General features: G+C 62.0%; 15 protein-coding genes and 1 pseudogene. 8 read left to right on the forward strand and 8 right to left on the reverse strand.

Going from position 1 to position 15344, the window contains the following annotated elements; all coding sequences use genetic code 11:
• From PF446_RS04140 to PF446_RS04150, 3 genes are all read right to left on the reverse strand, one after another.
• Nucleotides 1-686: alpha/beta fold hydrolase (locus tag PF446_RS04140; protein WP_298069987.1), on the reverse strand; the 686-nt coding region annotated here is incomplete at its 3' end.
• Nucleotides 683-1492 carry a lysophospholipid acyltransferase family protein gene (locus PF446_RS04145; RefSeq protein WP_298069988.1) on the reverse strand — a complete coding sequence of 270 codons (810 nt, stop codon included), beginning with the start codon at nt 1490-1492 and terminating at the stop codon, nt 683-685. The genes PF446_RS04140 and PF446_RS04145, both read right to left, overlap by 4 nt.
• 51 nt (nt 1493-1543) lie before the next feature.
• Nucleotides 1544-2026 (reverse strand): Lrp/AsnC family transcriptional regulator, encoded by a 483-nt coding sequence (locus PF446_RS04150; RefSeq protein WP_298069989.1) that lies wholly within the window; start codon nt 2024-2026, stop codon nt 1544-1546.
• Between the two features lie 140 nt (nt 2027-2166).
• Between PF446_RS04150 and phhA the strand changes: the two genes are divergently transcribed.
• Both phhA and guaD read left to right on the forward strand, forming a co-directional pair.
• A complete protein-coding gene (gene phhA, locus PF446_RS04155; protein WP_298069990.1) occupies nt 2167-3054 on the forward strand; it encodes a phenylalanine 4-monooxygenase in 888 nt (295 codons plus the stop codon).
• A gap of 107 nt (nt 3055-3161) precedes the next feature.
• A complete protein-coding gene (gene guaD, locus PF446_RS04160) occupies nt 3162-4511 on the forward strand; it encodes a guanine deaminase (protein WP_298069991.1) in 1350 nt (449 codons plus the stop codon).
• A gap of 8 nt (nt 4512-4519) precedes the next feature.
• On the opposite strand, the gene PF446_RS04165 is transcribed toward guaD, so the two are convergent.
• The 4 genes from PF446_RS04165 to PF446_RS04180 form a co-directional block, all read right to left on the reverse strand.
• Entirely contained in the window at nt 4520-6337 is a 1818-nt protein-coding gene (locus tag PF446_RS04165) for a chloride channel protein (protein WP_298069992.1), read from the reverse strand.
• A gap of 166 nt (nt 6338-6503) precedes the next feature.
• Nucleotides 6504-8285: a DUF885 family protein gene (locus PF446_RS04170; protein WP_298069993.1), complete on the reverse strand. Its 1782-nt coding sequence runs from the start codon at nt 8283-8285 to the stop codon at nt 6504-6506.
• Nucleotides 8286-8375: 90 nt separating this feature from the next.
• On the reverse strand, nt 8376-8540 hold the full coding sequence (locus tag PF446_RS04175) for a hypothetical protein (RefSeq protein WP_298069994.1): 165 nt from the start codon (nt 8538-8540) through the stop codon (nt 8376-8378).
• Nucleotides 8541-8767: 227 nt separating this feature from the next.
• Nucleotides 8768-9403, reverse strand: coding sequence for a glutathione S-transferase family protein (locus tag PF446_RS04180; RefSeq protein ID WP_298069995.1), 636 nt, complete (start codon nt 9401-9403; stop codon nt 8768-8770).
• Nucleotides 9404-9573: 170 nt separating this feature from the next.
• Here PF446_RS04180 and PF446_RS04185 point away from each other — a divergent pair, with 170 nt between their 5' ends.
• The 6 genes from PF446_RS04185 to PF446_RS04210 all read left to right on the forward strand — a co-directional run bounded on the left by PF446_RS04185 (nt 9574) and on the right by PF446_RS04210 (nt 14824).
• Nucleotides 9574-10584 carry a class 1 fructose-bisphosphatase gene (locus PF446_RS04185; RefSeq protein WP_298069996.1) on the forward strand — a complete coding sequence of 337 codons (1011 nt, stop codon included), beginning with the start codon at nt 9574-9576 and terminating at the stop codon, nt 10582-10584.
• A 12-nt stretch (nt 10585-10596) separates the two neighbouring features.
• Complete coding sequence (locus tag PF446_RS04190; protein WP_298069997.1) at nt 10597-11400, forward strand: CPBP family intramembrane glutamic endopeptidase; 804 nt, start codon at nt 10597-10599, stop codon at nt 11398-11400.
• Nucleotides 11401-11475: 75 nt separating this feature from the next.
• Nucleotides 11476-11859: a GntR family transcriptional regulator gene (locus PF446_RS04195; RefSeq protein ID WP_298069998.1), complete on the forward strand. Its 384-nt coding sequence runs from the start codon at nt 11476-11478 to the stop codon at nt 11857-11859.
• A 4-nt stretch (nt 11860-11863) separates the two neighbouring features.
• Entirely contained in the window at nt 11864-12760 is an 897-nt protein-coding gene (locus tag PF446_RS04200; protein WP_298069999.1) for an ABC transporter ATP-binding protein, read from the forward strand.
• A gap of 127 nt (nt 12761-12887) precedes the next feature.
• Nucleotides 12888-14402, forward strand: coding sequence for a hypothetical protein (locus tag PF446_RS04205; RefSeq protein ID WP_298070000.1), 1515 nt, complete (start codon nt 12888-12890; stop codon nt 14400-14402).
• 41 nt (nt 14403-14443) lie between these two features.
• Nucleotides 14444-14824 carry a hypothetical protein gene (locus tag PF446_RS04210; protein ID WP_298070001.1) on the forward strand — a complete coding sequence of 127 codons (381 nt, stop codon included), beginning with the start codon at nt 14444-14446 and terminating at the stop codon, nt 14822-14824.
• Nucleotides 14825-15161: 337 nt separating this feature from the next.
• Here PF446_RS04210 and PF446_RS04215 read toward each other — a convergent pair.
• Nucleotides 15162-15344 (reverse strand): annotated as a pseudogene (locus PF446_RS04215) (coniferyl aldehyde dehydrogenase); the annotation flags it as partial.

A 15344-nucleotide genomic window follows, 5' to 3' on the forward strand; every position in this document is an offset into this window, starting at 1 on the left:
TCAGGAGTGAAATAGTCCTGGTGCGGATACAGCTTCTGCTTGCGCTTGAGTGATCCGCGCCACTTGTGCATGAAGTACCACTCGTACATCCATGGCGCGGTTTCCAGTGCATGCAGGCCGGCGTGCGGGTCGATCACCGGACAGACCGCGATGGTTCGCGCAAGCGGGAGACCAGCGCGCGGCGCGCGCAGGGCCACGCGCAGGGCGAAGTTTCCGCCCAGCGAAAACCCGGCCAGGGTCACCGGTGCATCCGATGCGCGAAATCGCGCCACCGCCTCCACGGTGGCCTCGACCACCTCGGACAGCAGGCATGAATGAAACAGGCCGACGTTCAAATGATGGGTGTCGCCGTGGTCGCGGAAGTTCAGCCGGAACACGTCCCATCCGGCATCCAGCAGGCAGGCGCCGGTCTGCAGCACGTAGGAGGAGTCGATGCTGCCTTCCCAGCCGTGATAGAGCACCGCCAGGCCACGCGCCTTGGCATACACGTTCTGCCGGGTAATGGAGCCCACCAGTTGCACGCCGTCCGACAACACAAAACGCACTTCCTCTGCACGTTCACGCACGGTGTGTGCCATCTTTCGCATCATCAGCCGGCGCACGCTGCTTGACGAGAGCATGGTCTGCACATGGCCGTTGCGCAGCAGCAAGGGTGGCTTGAAGTCGGATCCTCTGGGTAATGTCACTTGGCGTCCTCGGCGCGTCCATCCATGGCCTGCGCTATGGCCGCACGCGCGGTTTCGGCCATGCGTTTGCGGCCGGCCTCGAAGTGCGGCACCGGCTTGAGAAAATGCACCTCCACATCCAACGGACGGTCGCCCAGCAGGCGCAGAAAGTTGCTCATGAAGCTTTCGCCTGGCTGGAAACCGGCGTCATAGCAGCGTTCGCCGCTGCGCATGAAGCGCAACGCCGCCGGCTGCACCTGTACGTTGGCATCCAGCGCGGCCTGAAAGATGCGCGCATGAAAGACCCGCAGCGTGCGCCCATCGTTGGTACCGCCCTCCGGAAACACCGCGACCGAGCGGCCGCCATGCAGGCGCTGCACCATTTGCTTCATCACCACGCCGAGTGAATGATTGCTGCCGCGGCGATGAAAGATGGTGCCGCCGGTCTTGGCGAGCCAGCCGACCAGGGGCCAGCGTGCAATCTCGGCCTTGGCCACGAAACACACCGCGCGCTGGGTATGCATCAACTCGATATCCAGCCACGAGGAATGGTTGCACACGAACATGGCCGGATCTGGCAGCGGCGTGCCGAAGCGGTAGACACGGAAACCGAAGATCCGCAGCAATACTCGCGACCACCACCGGATCAGTCGGTGCGCCAAAGGTTCACGACCATTGACGGCGGACTGTCGTGCCCATGTGAACACGCCCAGCGCGAGCACCACCGCCACTACGATGTGCAGCAGCAGCCACGGCACGCGGTAGAAATAGCGCAACGCACGCCATGGGTCCGGGGTCGACTTCGTGGACGGATCGGATGTATTCATCAAGCGTCCAAGGATACGTGACAGCGGCGGTATCCTGCCAGCATGCGAAACCTATGACGCGGAGCCCTGCAGCTGCCCGAGCGGCAGCGACGGTGACCTTTTGACCGTACGCAACACGAAACTCGAATTGACGTCGGCCACGCCGGCCGTGTTCAGCAGTTGGTCGAGAAGAAATCGCGAGAAATGCTCCAGGTCCGCGACATGAATGTTGAGCAGGTAATCCATGTCACCGGTCAACGCGTGGCATGCAGCCACCTCGGACCAGTCGTTGACCAGGCCGACGAAGCGCTCGATGGTCTCGCTGTCGTGCTGTTTGAGCTGCACGCGCACAAAGGCCTGCAGACCCAGCCCCACCGCGTGCGGGTCCACCTGTGCCACGTAGGCGGCGATCACTCCGGTCGATTCCAGTCGCTGCACACGACGCAGGCAGGCCGAGGCCGAAAGCCGAACGCGCTCGGCCAGTTCGGCATTGGTGATCCGGCCCTCGCGCTGCAGGACCTGGAGAATGTTTTGATCGATACGATCCAGCGCCATGGAATGAACGTTTATTTCGTGTAATTGGTTAATTTATTCATTATCTTGCGCCAGATGCCTATCCACTTGCAATAAAGCAACCATATTGTGGTCTTGTTTGCCTATAGTATTGTGTATCAAGGCATTCTCGGAGCACAGGCATGAATTCTCCCCGGCGCGTTCAACACCAGCAAACGGATCGCGGAACCATCCCGGTGTACGCCACCGGCGTGGTCGAACAACCGTGGGACACCTACACCAAAACCGACCATCAGGTCTGGGGCCAGCTCTTTGCCCGTCAGCGCGAAGTCTTGCCCGGGCGTGCCTGTCAGGAATTCCTGGACAGCCAGAACGCACTGCAGATGACGGCCGAAGCAATCCCGAAATTCTCTGATCTCAATCCGATCCTGAAGGCGACAACCGGCTGGGAGCTGGTCGGCGTGGAGGGTCTGCTGCCGGAGTTCACCTTCTTCGAACACCTGGCCAATCGACGCTTCCCTGTCACCTGGTGGATTCGTGCGCCGGAACATATCGACTACATCTCCGAACCGGACCTGTTCCACGATCTGTTCGGCCACGTGCCACTATTGATGAATCCGATCTTCGCCGACTACATGGAGGCCTATGGACGCGGCGCCATGAAAGCGCACGGCATCAACGAGCAGGCACTGCTCAACCTGACCCGGCTGTACTGGTATACGGTCGAGTTCGGCTTGATCCAGACCGCCGCGGGCCTGCGTATCTATGGTTCGGGCATCGTCAGTTCCAAGGGCGAGTCGATCTACTGCCTGGAGTCGGATGCGCCCAACCGCATCGGCTTCGACCTGGAGCGCATCATGTCCACCCAGTACCGCATTGACACGTTCCAGCAAAGCTATTTCGTCATCAACGATTTCGAGCAGCTATTCGAAGCCACGCGTCCGGATTTTGCGCCGATATACGACCGCCTTGCCGACCGTTCATCCATTCCGGCACGCGAGACACTGGAAAGTGACCGTGTGCTGCACCGCGGAACGCGCGAAGGTTTTTCCACTGACGCCGACACGTAAGGACGCCCTGGCGGAACCGCATGCTCTGGAGCACCTGGCATGCAGGACGTTACGTCCCCGGCATGTGAACTGCTAGCCTTGCGCCTATCCATGCAGGCCAACCTTCCATGCCCGCCACGACCGATGATGCCCACACTCTGACCGCCCTGCGCGGCGACGTGATCAGTTTTCGCGGGGACCCGTTTGCGGACGGACTGGACGCAAGCATGGTTGTGGACCGCGATGCCCTGGTCTGCATGCGGGACGGACATATCCTGTCCGTCGGTCCCGCCGCGGTAGGGCTGCCCAGCTTGCCCGAAGGCACGCCGGTCGAACATCTTTCCGGCGCCCTGATCACTGCGGGTTTCGTCGACACCCACGCGCACTATCCGCAACTGCCGATCATCGGAGCACGCGGCCTGCCGCTGCTGGACTGGCTCGAACGCCATACGTTTCCAGCCGAACAGGCCTATGCCAACATCGATTATGCACGGGAAATGGCGCGGCTTTATTTCGCTGAAAACCTGGGCAACGGCATCACCACGGCGTCCGTGTTCTGTACCGTACATCCCGAATCGGTGGACGCGTTGTTCGAGGTCTCGCATGCGCTGGGTCTGCGCACCGTCGCCGGCAAGGTGCTGATGGATCGGCATGCGCCCGCCGCCTTGCTTGATACCGCGCAATCCGGATATGACCAGTCCAGGGACTTGCTCGAACGCTGGCACGGACGGGGTCGCCAGCGATATGCCATCACACCGCGGTTTGCGGTCTCGTCCAGCCCGGCGCAGCTCGAAGCGGCCGCAAGCCTGTGGCGGGAACACCCGGACTGCCACGTGCAATCGCATCTTTCCGAAAACCTGCAGGAAGTCGCCCGGGTCAGGCAGCTGTTTCCGCAGGCACGGGACTATCTGGACGTCTACGATCGCCACGGGCTCGTCGGACCCCGCGCGATCTATGCGCACGGTGTTCATCTGGAAGAACGCGAGTTTGCGCGTTGCCACGAAAGCGACACGGCTCTGGCGCACTGCCCAACATCCAACCTGTTCCTGGGCAGCGGTCTGTTTGATCTTGCTTCAGCCACGCGCAGGGATCGTCCGGTGCGCGTGGGATTGGGCACCGATATCGGCGCTGGTACCAGCTTTTCGATGCTGCAAACCATGGACGAAGCCGGCAAGGTGTCCCAGTTGCGTGGCCACGCGCTGACCGCAGGCCACGCGCTCTACCTGGCCACACTGGGCGGCGCACGTGCACTGCACCTGGATGATCGGATCGGTCGTGTTGCCCCCGGCATGGAGGCCGATCTGGTGGTACTGGACCTGCACTCCACGCCTCTGATGCGTGCGCGCATGACGCACGTCGACACCCTCGACGAGGCCCTTGCGGTGCTGATGACGCTGGGCGACGACCGCGCCGTGCGCGCAACATGGGTGGCCGGCGTGAAACGCCACGAACGCGAACGGATGCCGCCCGCTCATTAGGTCATGCGCTAGACCTTCGGCGTATGCCCGTGGTCGAGGTAATCGGACAGGTTGGTGTTTTCGACCAGATCCTCCCAGGTGACCACGCCGAGCACGCTGCGCGCGTCTTCCATGGTGCCGTCCAGCGTCATCACCGCATTGCGACATTTCTGCCGACGCAGCACCGCAATCAGATCGAACACGCGAATCGCGCTCTCGACCACGACCACATGGGTATCGGCCAACTCGCGCAACGGCATCTCCGGTTCCAGTCCACGCCGGGCAGCGCGCAGGGTCCGTGCCGGTACCACGCCGACCAGTCGGCCGTTTTCCACCAGCACCACCCGCGGCGTCCTGTTGTGATGGCGTCGCCCATATTCCAGGGCCTTGGCCAACGTGGCATCGGCCTCCAGGCACATGAATGGCGCGCGTATGAACTCAAGCGCGCGCCGGGCCAGATACAGCTGGCTCTGGATGGCACTGGGTATGCGCTGTCCGCGCCGGCTCAGCTTGAGGGTGTAGATGGTGTCTGCCAACAGCAGGCGGCGCATCGAATAGGCCACCGATACGGCGATGATCAGCGGAATGATGGCGTGATAGTCGCGTGTCATCTCGAACGTCATCACCACCGCCGTGACCGCCGCTCCGGTGCTCGCGCCGACCATGCAGGCCATGCCGATGACGGCGGCATTGGCCGGATTGACGTCCACGCCCGGAAATATCACCTGCACTGCGGATGCGAAGGTCGCGCCCAGCGTGGCGCCGATGAACAAGGCCGGGGAAAACACGCCGCCGGAAGCGCCCGAACCCAGGGTCAGCGAAGTGGCCAGTAGTTTCAGCAAGGCCAACAGAAGGACCAGCCCGCCCGCGGTCAGGGTGCCGTTGAGAATGTCCTGGATGGTCGCGTAACCGACGCCCTCGATGTAGTAGTGGCCCGTCTGGCGGAGCAGCAGCCACATCATCACGCCGACGATGGCCATGCCCAGCATGTGCCGCACATAGTCGTTGCCGGGGATGCGCTTGAACAGGTCCTCGAACCAGTAGATCGAGCGCGTGAAGATCATCGCCGCAATGCCGGTCAGGAGCCCCATGACAATATAGGCACCCAGGGCAATGCCCGGACCGAGGGCCGCATGATCCAGGGTCAGCGGCGGCACGATGAACGAGGGATGGTCACCGAAGAACACGCGCCCGATCAGGCTTGCCGTGCCGGTTGCGATCATCACCGGGATCAGGGTCCGGGCGCTGATCTCCACCAACAGGATCTCGGCAGCGAAAAGTACCCCGCCGATCGGCGTATTGAAGGTCGCGGCAATACCCGCTCCACCACCGCACGCGATCAACGCCAGGCGCTGCCATTCGGGGATACGTGTCCATTGCGCCAGCATCGAGCCGAAGGTCGCACCAATCTGGATGATCGGTCCCTCGCGCCCCACCGCACCACCTGTGCCGATGGAAATCGACGAAGCCAGTGCCTTGATCAGCGCCACGGGCGCGCGGATCACTCCGCGCTTGAAATGCACCGCATCGATCACTTCGGGCACCCCGTGCCCCTTGGCTTCGGGGGCGAAGGTCTTGATCAGGAAGGTGACGATCACTGCACCGATGATCGGCACCACGATGATGAACACGCCCCACGGGCTGGCCGCGGTATGCAGCAGCGTGTCGAAATCGGTGCTGGCATGGCCGAAAAAGGCCAGGTTGTGGAACAGGGCGATCAACTTGCGGAAAGCCACTGCACCCAGGCCTGCAACCACGCCCACCGCCACGGCCATGGCGGCCATCAAGCTCTCGTTTCGTGCTTCCCTGAGCAGGTCGCGTTGACCCATGGCGATGTTCTTTCGCACGTATTGTCCCCGCCGTGTCTGAAGCGCGTGTGGTTCCGGCAACCTTTCCCGTCATGCGCCGGCCGCTGCAATACCCCACGCAAGTGATCCCTTTCATCCTCGGCCTTGTGGCCACGCATTGCAATCCGACCTTCGCCCCAGCCTGGCCACGCAGGCTTCGTCGTGGTCAACGTTTCGCGCAATCACAACTGAACGCCGGTTCCGGCCCGCCTTCGGCGATGAAGCGGTCGATGCGCCGGGCCAGCACCGGCAGGGGCACCGATCCGGTCGACAGCACAGTGTCATGGAAGGCGCGGATGTTGAAGTTCGATCCAAGAGCCTTTTCCGCCTTGGCGCGCAGGCGCCGGATCTCCATGTAGCCCAGCTCGTAGCTCAACGCCTGACCTGGCCAACTGATATAGCGGTCCACCTCGTTCTCGATTTCGCGCCGGCTCAAGGCCGTGTTCGCAAGCATGTAGTTGATCGCCTTTTGCCGGCTCCAGCCCATGTGGTGGATGCCGGTATCAACCACCAGCCTGCAGGCGCGCCACATCTGATAGGTCAGGAAACCGAAGCGCTGGTAGGGCGTCTTGTAGATCCCCATGACGTTGCCCAGGTACTCCGAATACAGCGCCCAACCCTCGCCATAGGCCGAGATATACCCGTCGCGCCGGAATGCCGGCTGATTGTTTGCCTCGCTGGCCAGTTCCAGCTGCAAGGCATGCCCGGGATAGGATTCGTGCAGGGTCAGCGCGGGCATGTCGTACAGCGGGCGGGATTTCAGGTCGTACGTGTTGACGAGGTACACACTGGGGCCGCCGCGACCCGAGGTGTAGTAGGGCGCAATACCCGCGGGCACCGGCTCGATGGTGAAGCGCTCTCGCGGCAAATGGCCGAACAAGCGCGACAGCTGGCCATCCACCTCCTTGGCGACCCAGGCGGTTTTGTCCAGCAGTTCCTGCGATGTCCGGGCATAGAACCTGGGATTGGTGCGCAGGTACGTCAGGAAGTCGAAAAAGCTGCCATTGAATCCAGTTGCACGCATGGTGCGCAGCATCTTTGCGTGGATCCTGGCGACCTCCCGCAATCCGATGGAATGAATCGCGTCCGGTCCCAGGTTCAGCGTGGTGTACTGCAGGATCTGCTGCCGATAGTAGGCCTTGCCATCGGGCAGCGACTCTGCAGCCAGCGTGGTACGCGCTCGCGGCAGATACACATGATCGAAGAACACCAGGAGCCGGGCGTAGGCCGGTGTCAGCTGTCGCGCAATCACCCTCCGGGCACGTTCACGCAATGCTTCGGCCTGAGTCTTCGGGATGTTCCCCGGCATCTGCCTGAATGGTTTGTAATAAGGACTATTCGTCGGGTTCTTGCGTTGCGCCTCTTCGGCGATCGAACGATCGCGCCCGTCCAGCACGGCACGCGGCACGCTGAATCCTCGCGCCAGGCCCAGCCGCATGTCGGCTTCCTCCTGTGCAAAGTAGCGCGGTACCTGCGCCAACTTTTGCAGATAGGCGCGGTAATCCGCCACGCTGCGCAGTTGATCTCCACCCAGCTGTTCGTAAAGGTCCGACCAGAAGGCCGAGTCGCTGTTGAATGGCATTTGCCAGGTCTTGAAGCGACCGTCGCTGACGAAATTGGCGATCTGTCGATGGTAGACCGCGTAATTGACCTGATTGGCCGGCGACAGCGCCTTGACGTCCAGCGCATCCAGCTCGGACAGCACATGCGTCCAATAGGATAGTCGCTCCTGCTGACTTTTTGCGTCCACCGTGTCCAGACGACTGTTGTCGGGCAATGCCCGCCCTCGAGGCCCGGAGGAAGCCCCGCTTCGCCACGCCCACTCCTGGGTATAGATGGTCTTGAAGCGGGCGTCCGCATCCGCGTTCTGGCCCTGCGCCCTTGCCTGCGCCAAGGGTCCCAGCACAAGAGCGGCCAGCATCAGGCCACCCAGCAGCATTCGATTCATCGTCGAATTTCCTCGCGCACGATTGGATCAGGCCATCATTGCAGACATCTACACACGACCACCGGGCCGTCGGTCAAGCAGCGAATCATTTCATCGCAACCTCGCGGACAGCGCGAGCATGGCCTTGAGCCAAGCATCAAGTCCCTGTTCCGGCACATCCTCGAAACCATCGCCGGCGGCGTCGATCACGCTGATGCGGTCGAGGCGGAAATTGCGGAACTTCGCGCGCCGCCGGCAGCGCGCGCCGGAGTCCACTTGTCGCCCCAGAACACCAGGCACAGCGGTATCGATGATACGCGCGCCGAATGAGTCGCGGAGGTTGCGCTAGTTCGTGCGTTGCAAGACTCCCAGGATTCGTGCCATTTCCGCCCGGGCAGCGCCGTCCGCCGTCTGTGCAGGGACTGGAGGAACATGAAAAGCCGATCTGCGCGACGCATGCGACCGATCATCGCGTTGACGCAGCAACCGGGCGAGCCATACCCTCAGACCCCCTGCTGCGATGCCGCCAGTTCGGCGTCCATCTGCGTCGCGCGCTGCATCGCCGGACGTCCCATGACGCGGTCGATGTAGGCGCGGAACAGCGGTGTGTCCGGCACCAGGTCAAAACCGACCGTCCAGTTCAGCGCCGTGCCCCATAGGACGTCTGCGGCGGTGAAGCGTTCACCAAGCAGCCATGGCCCGGTCTCGAGCTGTTGGCTTAACGTGTCCAGCACTTCCTGCCAGGTACCGTAGGGCGAGGTCGCGCGTAGCGCTGGTTCGCGTTTTTGTGATCGGTCGACTACGGCTGGCTCGAAGCACGATCCGTAGTACACCATCCAGCGCAGGTATGGGCCGCGCAGTGGATCTCCGATCGTTGGCGCCAGGACTTTTTCCGGGTACAGGTCGGCCAGATACAACATCACCGCCGGCTGCTCGGTGACCAACGCCTTTCCATGGCGGATCGCGGGCACCTTGCCCATCGGGTTGATGGCCAGATATTCAGGTTCGCGCTGGGTGCCGGCCTTGAGATCCAACACCTGCAGGTCGTAGTCCACTCCCAATTCCTCCAGCAGGGCGCGGGTACCGCCCGAACGGCTATGTGGAGCATGGAAAAACGTGACGAATTCGGTCTGTGCCATGTGACTCTCCGAGAATGGTTCGCGACAGTTCCATTTTGCACCCGTCCGGTCCCGGCGTCCTGTCAACAGGCTCGGACAACCTGAACAGATGTTTTGCAGCCTCCTGCTTCGGCTTTCGAGTACGTCCCGAGTCCGCGACAATGGTGACTCTTCATTCAAGGACACTCGTCATGAAATCGATCACCCTGACCCAGTTCCTGACCGAGGAGCGCCGCGCCGGCCACGGCAACACCGACCTGAACCAACTGCTGGAAGTGGTCGCTCGCGCCTGCAAACGCATTGGTGTGGCCACTGGAAAGGGGGCACTGGGTGGCGTGCTTGGGGAAGCCGGATCGGAAAATATCCAGGGCGAGGCGCAGAAAAAGATGGATGTGCTGTCCAACGAAATCCTGCTCGACGCCAATGCCTGGGGCGGCCATCTGGCCGCTTGCGCGTCCGAGGAAATGGAAGATCCCCAGCAGATTCCCGATGCCTACCCCAAGGGCGGTTATCTGTTGCTGTTCGATCCGCTGGATGGCAGCTCCAATATCGACGTCAATGTTTCCGTGGGAACCATCTTTTCCGTACTTAAACGACCCGAAAACAGCGGCGACGACGCCGCGACAAGCGAATTTCTGCAAGCCGGTCGTGAGCAGGTTGCCGCGGGGTACGTGGTCTATGGTCCCAGTACGGTGCTGGTGCTGACCATTGGTCACGGCAGCCACGTGTTCACCCTTGACCGTGAGGTCGGCAGCTTCATCCTCACCCAGCGCGATGCGAAGATTCCGCAAGAAACCTCCGAATTTGCCGTCAACATGTCCAACCAGCGCCATTGGGAACCTCCGATGCAACGCTACGTCGGCGACCTCCTTGCGGGCGAGCAGGGTCCGCGGGGGCGTGATTTCAACATGCGCTGGGTGGCCTCGATGGTGGCTGACGTGCACCGCATCCTGACCCGTGGCGGCATCTTCAGCTATCCGATCGATGCCAGCATCCGCGAACAGGGCGGCAAGCTGCGACTGATGTACGAGGCCAATCCGATGGCCTTCATCGTCGAACAGGCCGGTGGCGCGGCCAGCACCGGTCGTGGTCGCATCATGGACATCCAGCCCGATGCACTGCACCAGCGCGTACCGGTCTTCCTGGGCTCCAGGGAAGAAGTCGAGACCGCCGAACGCTATCATCGCGAGACTCCCCATTGATGGTCCACACCCATGCATGTGAGTCACCCCCCGTTATGGACTCATGACGTCGTCCTGCACGGCGCCGGCGGCTTGCTTGCCGCACTGATACTCGCCTGGTTGCTGCTGGCCGAGCCGCTGCTTGGGCTGCGTTCCTTTCGTGATTTTTTGCGCGCGCTGCAAGGCGGTGACACGCATGCTCGAACCCGCTTCTACCGGCGCTGGATCGTGCAGAGCTGGGGCTTGATGGTGCTGCTACTGGGGCTTTCGATCTACGGCTTTGGCTGGACACCCGCCCAGCTCGGATTGCGCATGCCGCAACTGCGCCAATCATGGCCTTGGGCGTTCCTTGGCGGTCTGGTGCTGTCATTGTGTTGCGGAGCGCTGATCGGCGCGATGCTGGCGCGACGGCACAGAAAGTCATCCGTTGACGCGGTTTCGAAACCTGCCAGACACTCCGCGGCAGAGGTCTTGAACATGCTCCCGCGCACGCCGGCCGAACGCGGATGGTTCACCGTGCTTGCGGTCACCGCAGGCATCACCGAAGAAGTGATCTGGCGTGGACTGCTGCTGGCTTTGCTGGTGGCCACGATTCCCGGGTTGCCCATGTATGCGCAGGCACTGGCACTGTCCGTGGCGTTCGGCTGGGCGCACCTGTACCAGGGCGTGCGCGGCATGCTCGGCACCGCGATCCTGGGCGGCGTGTTGACTGCGCTGTACCTGACTACGGGCAGCCTGCTGCTGCCGGTGATCGTGCATGTGCTGATCGACCTCGCGGCCATGCTGCAGACACCTCGCCCCAAACGCACCCCCACGCACGACCATCCTGTTGCCTGATTGCAAGGCTCCACGATGGGGCCCGGGAATCTGAATGCTTGACATGCACCCAAGTGTATTGTTGTATTGATACACATGGATGCATCGATTCTCACCATACACCCGGCTTCACCGGAGCCGATCTACCGGCAGATCGTCGACCAGCTGCGTCGACTGATCGCTGCCGGACAGCTCGCTGTGGGCGAGAGGCTGCCTTCGGTGCGTGATGTTGCGGGATTTCACGCCATCAACCCGATGACGGTATCGCGTGCCTACGGACTGGCTGAATCCGAAGGCCTGCTGGAACGCCAGCGCGGCAAGGGCATGGTGGTCGCATCCGGTCCAACCGGCAGCCAGTCCGCCCGTGAGCGGATGCAGCTGCTGGAACCACACCTGAAGGAGACTGCGCGTCAGGCGCAGGAACTGGAACTGCCTGCCGACACGGTGTTACGGCGGCTCAAACATTTGCTGGGGAACTGACGCCATGAATGCCGTACTTCGCACGGACGACGCACCGATGCCCATGCCGCTGGTCGCGCAAGGACTCAAGCACGCCTATGATGGACACAACGCCCTGCTGAATGTCGATCTGGAATTGCACGCGGGCAGTGTGCTGGGCCTGATCGGACGCAACGGTGCCGGCAAATCGACGCTGATCCGGGCCCTGCTTGGCCTGCTCGAACCACTGGATGGCACCGCCACCGTGTTCGGGGATCCGGCGCTGCACCTCACGGACGCCACCAAGGCACGCATCGCCTACGTCCCGCAGCAGCCCGAGGCGCTGGCCTGGCTGACTGCTGCGCAAATGTTCGGGTACCTCGCGCGTTTCTATCCACGCTGGGACGCTGCTTTTGTCGAACGCACGCTGGACCGTTGGGAACTACCCGGCAACCGGATGCTGGCCAAGTTCTCCCCCGGCGAACGACAACGCATCGACCTGATTCGCGCCCTGGCCTCGCAACCGGAATTGCTGGTCCTGGACGAACCGGCCGCGTCACTGGATCCGGTGGCCCGTCGCGACCTGTTGCGCGAGGTGGCCCTGCGCGCGGGCGACGCCGGTGCCACGGTCCTGTTCTCCACGCATATCGTCTCCGACCTGGAGCGCGTGGCGTCGGATATTGCCTTCCTGCACCAGGGTCGGCTGCTGCTGCACTGTCCGCTCGACGAGACCAAGGAGCGCTATGCACGACTGTGGTTGCCCGCGAACCAGAGCGGTGCCGCCCCACCCCATGCGCTCAGCCGGCATCGCCAAGCCGACGGCAGTCTCAGCCTGGTGGTGGGGCGCGGAGACGATGATCAATGGCCTGCGGCGGCCACGCTTCCCGGCGCCCGCCTGGACGCACTGGGACTGGAGGACCTGTTTGTGGAGATCGCCGAATGAGTCCTCGCTTCCACGCTGCCTTGCCCTGGCCTGTGCGCAAGACACCGCGTCAGGCCCTCGTGAAAACGCCGCGGCTCCCATGGGCGCAGCCCCATACCTACACGTTTGCCGCTGCGAGGATGACCTCATGGATCTGAAACGCGCACTGTTGGCCCCATGGATGGCCGCACCTGTCTCGATGCGCTGGCTCATCGGCAGCGTGACCCTGCTCTGTGCATTGGCCAGTCTTGGCCTTTGCCTTTTTTCCCCTTTCGGGGACCGTGCGACTGCCAGTGTCTTCGTATTTTGCCCCGCAGTAGGCCTGATCTGGGTCTACCTTTTGCCTAATACGCTGTTGCTGTATCACCAGGCCCGCGACTTGTGCCTGCCGGGAGTGCAACGGGACGTGCAGCTCAGCCTTGTCCTGTATGCCGGGCTGAGCACGGCGCTGCCTGCACTGCTGCTCGGGCTGGACCATGCACAGGTCGCTACGGCTACGCTGGTGCTGGGACTGACGGCCCTGGTTCCCTTTCTGTACACCACCTTGCCACGGGTCTTTTCCCTTTTCCTGTGTTTTCTGCCGCTGCTGCTTTCCAATCTGCATGCACATTGGCAGCCAGCGCCGCCTGGCGAACCCGGCTTCACGCTATGGGCCTCACCGCTTGCCGGCGCGCTGCTGCTGCTGGCGGCGTATCGCTGGAGGCGTCTTACCCATCAAGACGTGTATTTCACCGGTTTGATGCGCCCCGTCGTCTTTGGGCTCAACCAGAATCTCAGGCAGCTCCTCAAAGGGGATGGCTATGTCCCGGCACGACCGGCGCTGGATCCGATTCGCCTGCTTATCCAGCGCCCTTCATGGCTGCAACCGGACGTGGACCTTCGTCACACGGGGCCGCAATACCGCCATCGCTCCTTGCGCGTGGCCCTGGGTGGTACCTGGCTGCCGGAGCGTCCATGGTCTCGCTTGCGGCGAATGGTCCTCAGCATGGTCTTCTTCATCCCGCTGATCCTGATCTGGGTGCTCGTCTTGCATACATCCAACCAACAGGATCTGGCCTTCGCCGTGATCCGTGCGGATGACGCGTTGCTTATTCAGATAGGTCTTGGGATCGCGTGCTGGATGGTCGCTCTTGCGCATGCGACGACGATCCGACGTAAATGGGGGCGTCCCAATAACGAAATACCGCTGCTGGCACTGCTGCCGGGTCTGGGGCATGGTGAGGCGGAACACCGCCACCTGCTGCTTGCGGTAGTGGGTCAACCCCTACTGCAGCTACTCGCACTGGGTGTTTTGATGGTCGTGCTGGGACGACTCGCGGGCTTGGATTTGCCGGGAATGATTTTTCTTTCGCTGACGGCACCGGCCTGCATCGCAATGGCTGTTGCTGATCTGCTGTTGACGCTCGGCCATGCCGATGCGCTGCAGTTTCGCCTGCTGCACTGGCTGGTGATGCCTGCCGGGATGGTGCTGACGTCGCTCAGCATCTCCCTTCCCCCGCACTTCCATGACGGTTCCATCCTTGCACCCATGCATCTTGTCGCGACCTGGGTGCTCACGTTTGGCTGGGTCGTGTGCCTTTGCGGGATCCTCTGGTTCGCGGTTGCTGGTTGGCGTCTGTATCAACGCCAACCGCATCCCTACCTGATTTGCGCCTGCTATTGATTCATTGAATACTCAAGGCATGTCGTTCTCAGGAACAGATCATGTCCCGCATTCCCTATGTTCTGACCGCAAGCCGCGTTGCCTGTTTGTGGCAGCTGCCGATCGAACGCGCCAAGCACATCGTGCATGCACAACTGCGCAATCTCGGCTTGATCACGCAACGGATGCTTGCACTTCTTGGACTGACTTGTTTTATTTTGTCTTTAGGCCTGTTTGATTTCGCCCTTGCCGGTTACACGTCAACGTCGTTAGTTTTTCTGGTAGACCTGACTTTTGCCATTTTATATTTGTTGATCATTTTGCAGGTGCCACATCGCCTGTTGGCACGTCAGGCCATCATCCACGATGCGGAAATCATCCGCGCCAGGAACCCCGATGCCGCGCAGACATTGCAGTTGGCGTCGGGCATGCATCCGCACTGATCGCAGGGTATCCAGGGCCTGGCGTTGGGGGGCTCACACAGTCTCCATCGGCCAGGTAACCCGTTCCCATGGCTGCTCGTGCGCGACCCGAAGGTTTCTGCAACTCTCTTTACGATGCTCGTGCATCGGCGAGTGACGCCATGATCTCCCCTGTGTCCACAGGTGAAAGCGGCCTCCCATACGTTCGATGGATGCAAGTCTGCGCTGGGTTTTCTCCCATGGCCCGTAGCGCGGTCACTACAGCGAGAGCACGCCGGAACGAACGGCAACCAAGGGCTCGTACGTACAATAATCACCCCGTGCTCACGCCGGAAGTTCCGACGCATGATGCCGCACGTTATCGATTGAGTAACCGGATGAGGCGCTGGAACAACGCGCCATAGGGCGGGTTGAACACGCGTACCCCATTGAGTCGTGCCTGGTGGAACACCGGCTTCATCTTGGAAAAGGTTTGAAAGCCTGCCTTGCCATGGTAGACACCCATACCCGAATCGCCGACTCCCCCGAAGGGCAATCGGTG

The organism is Oleiagrimonas sp. (assembly GCF_027858935.1).
GTDB lineage: Bacteria > Pseudomonadota > Gammaproteobacteria > Xanthomonadales > Rhodanobacteraceae > Oleiagrimonas.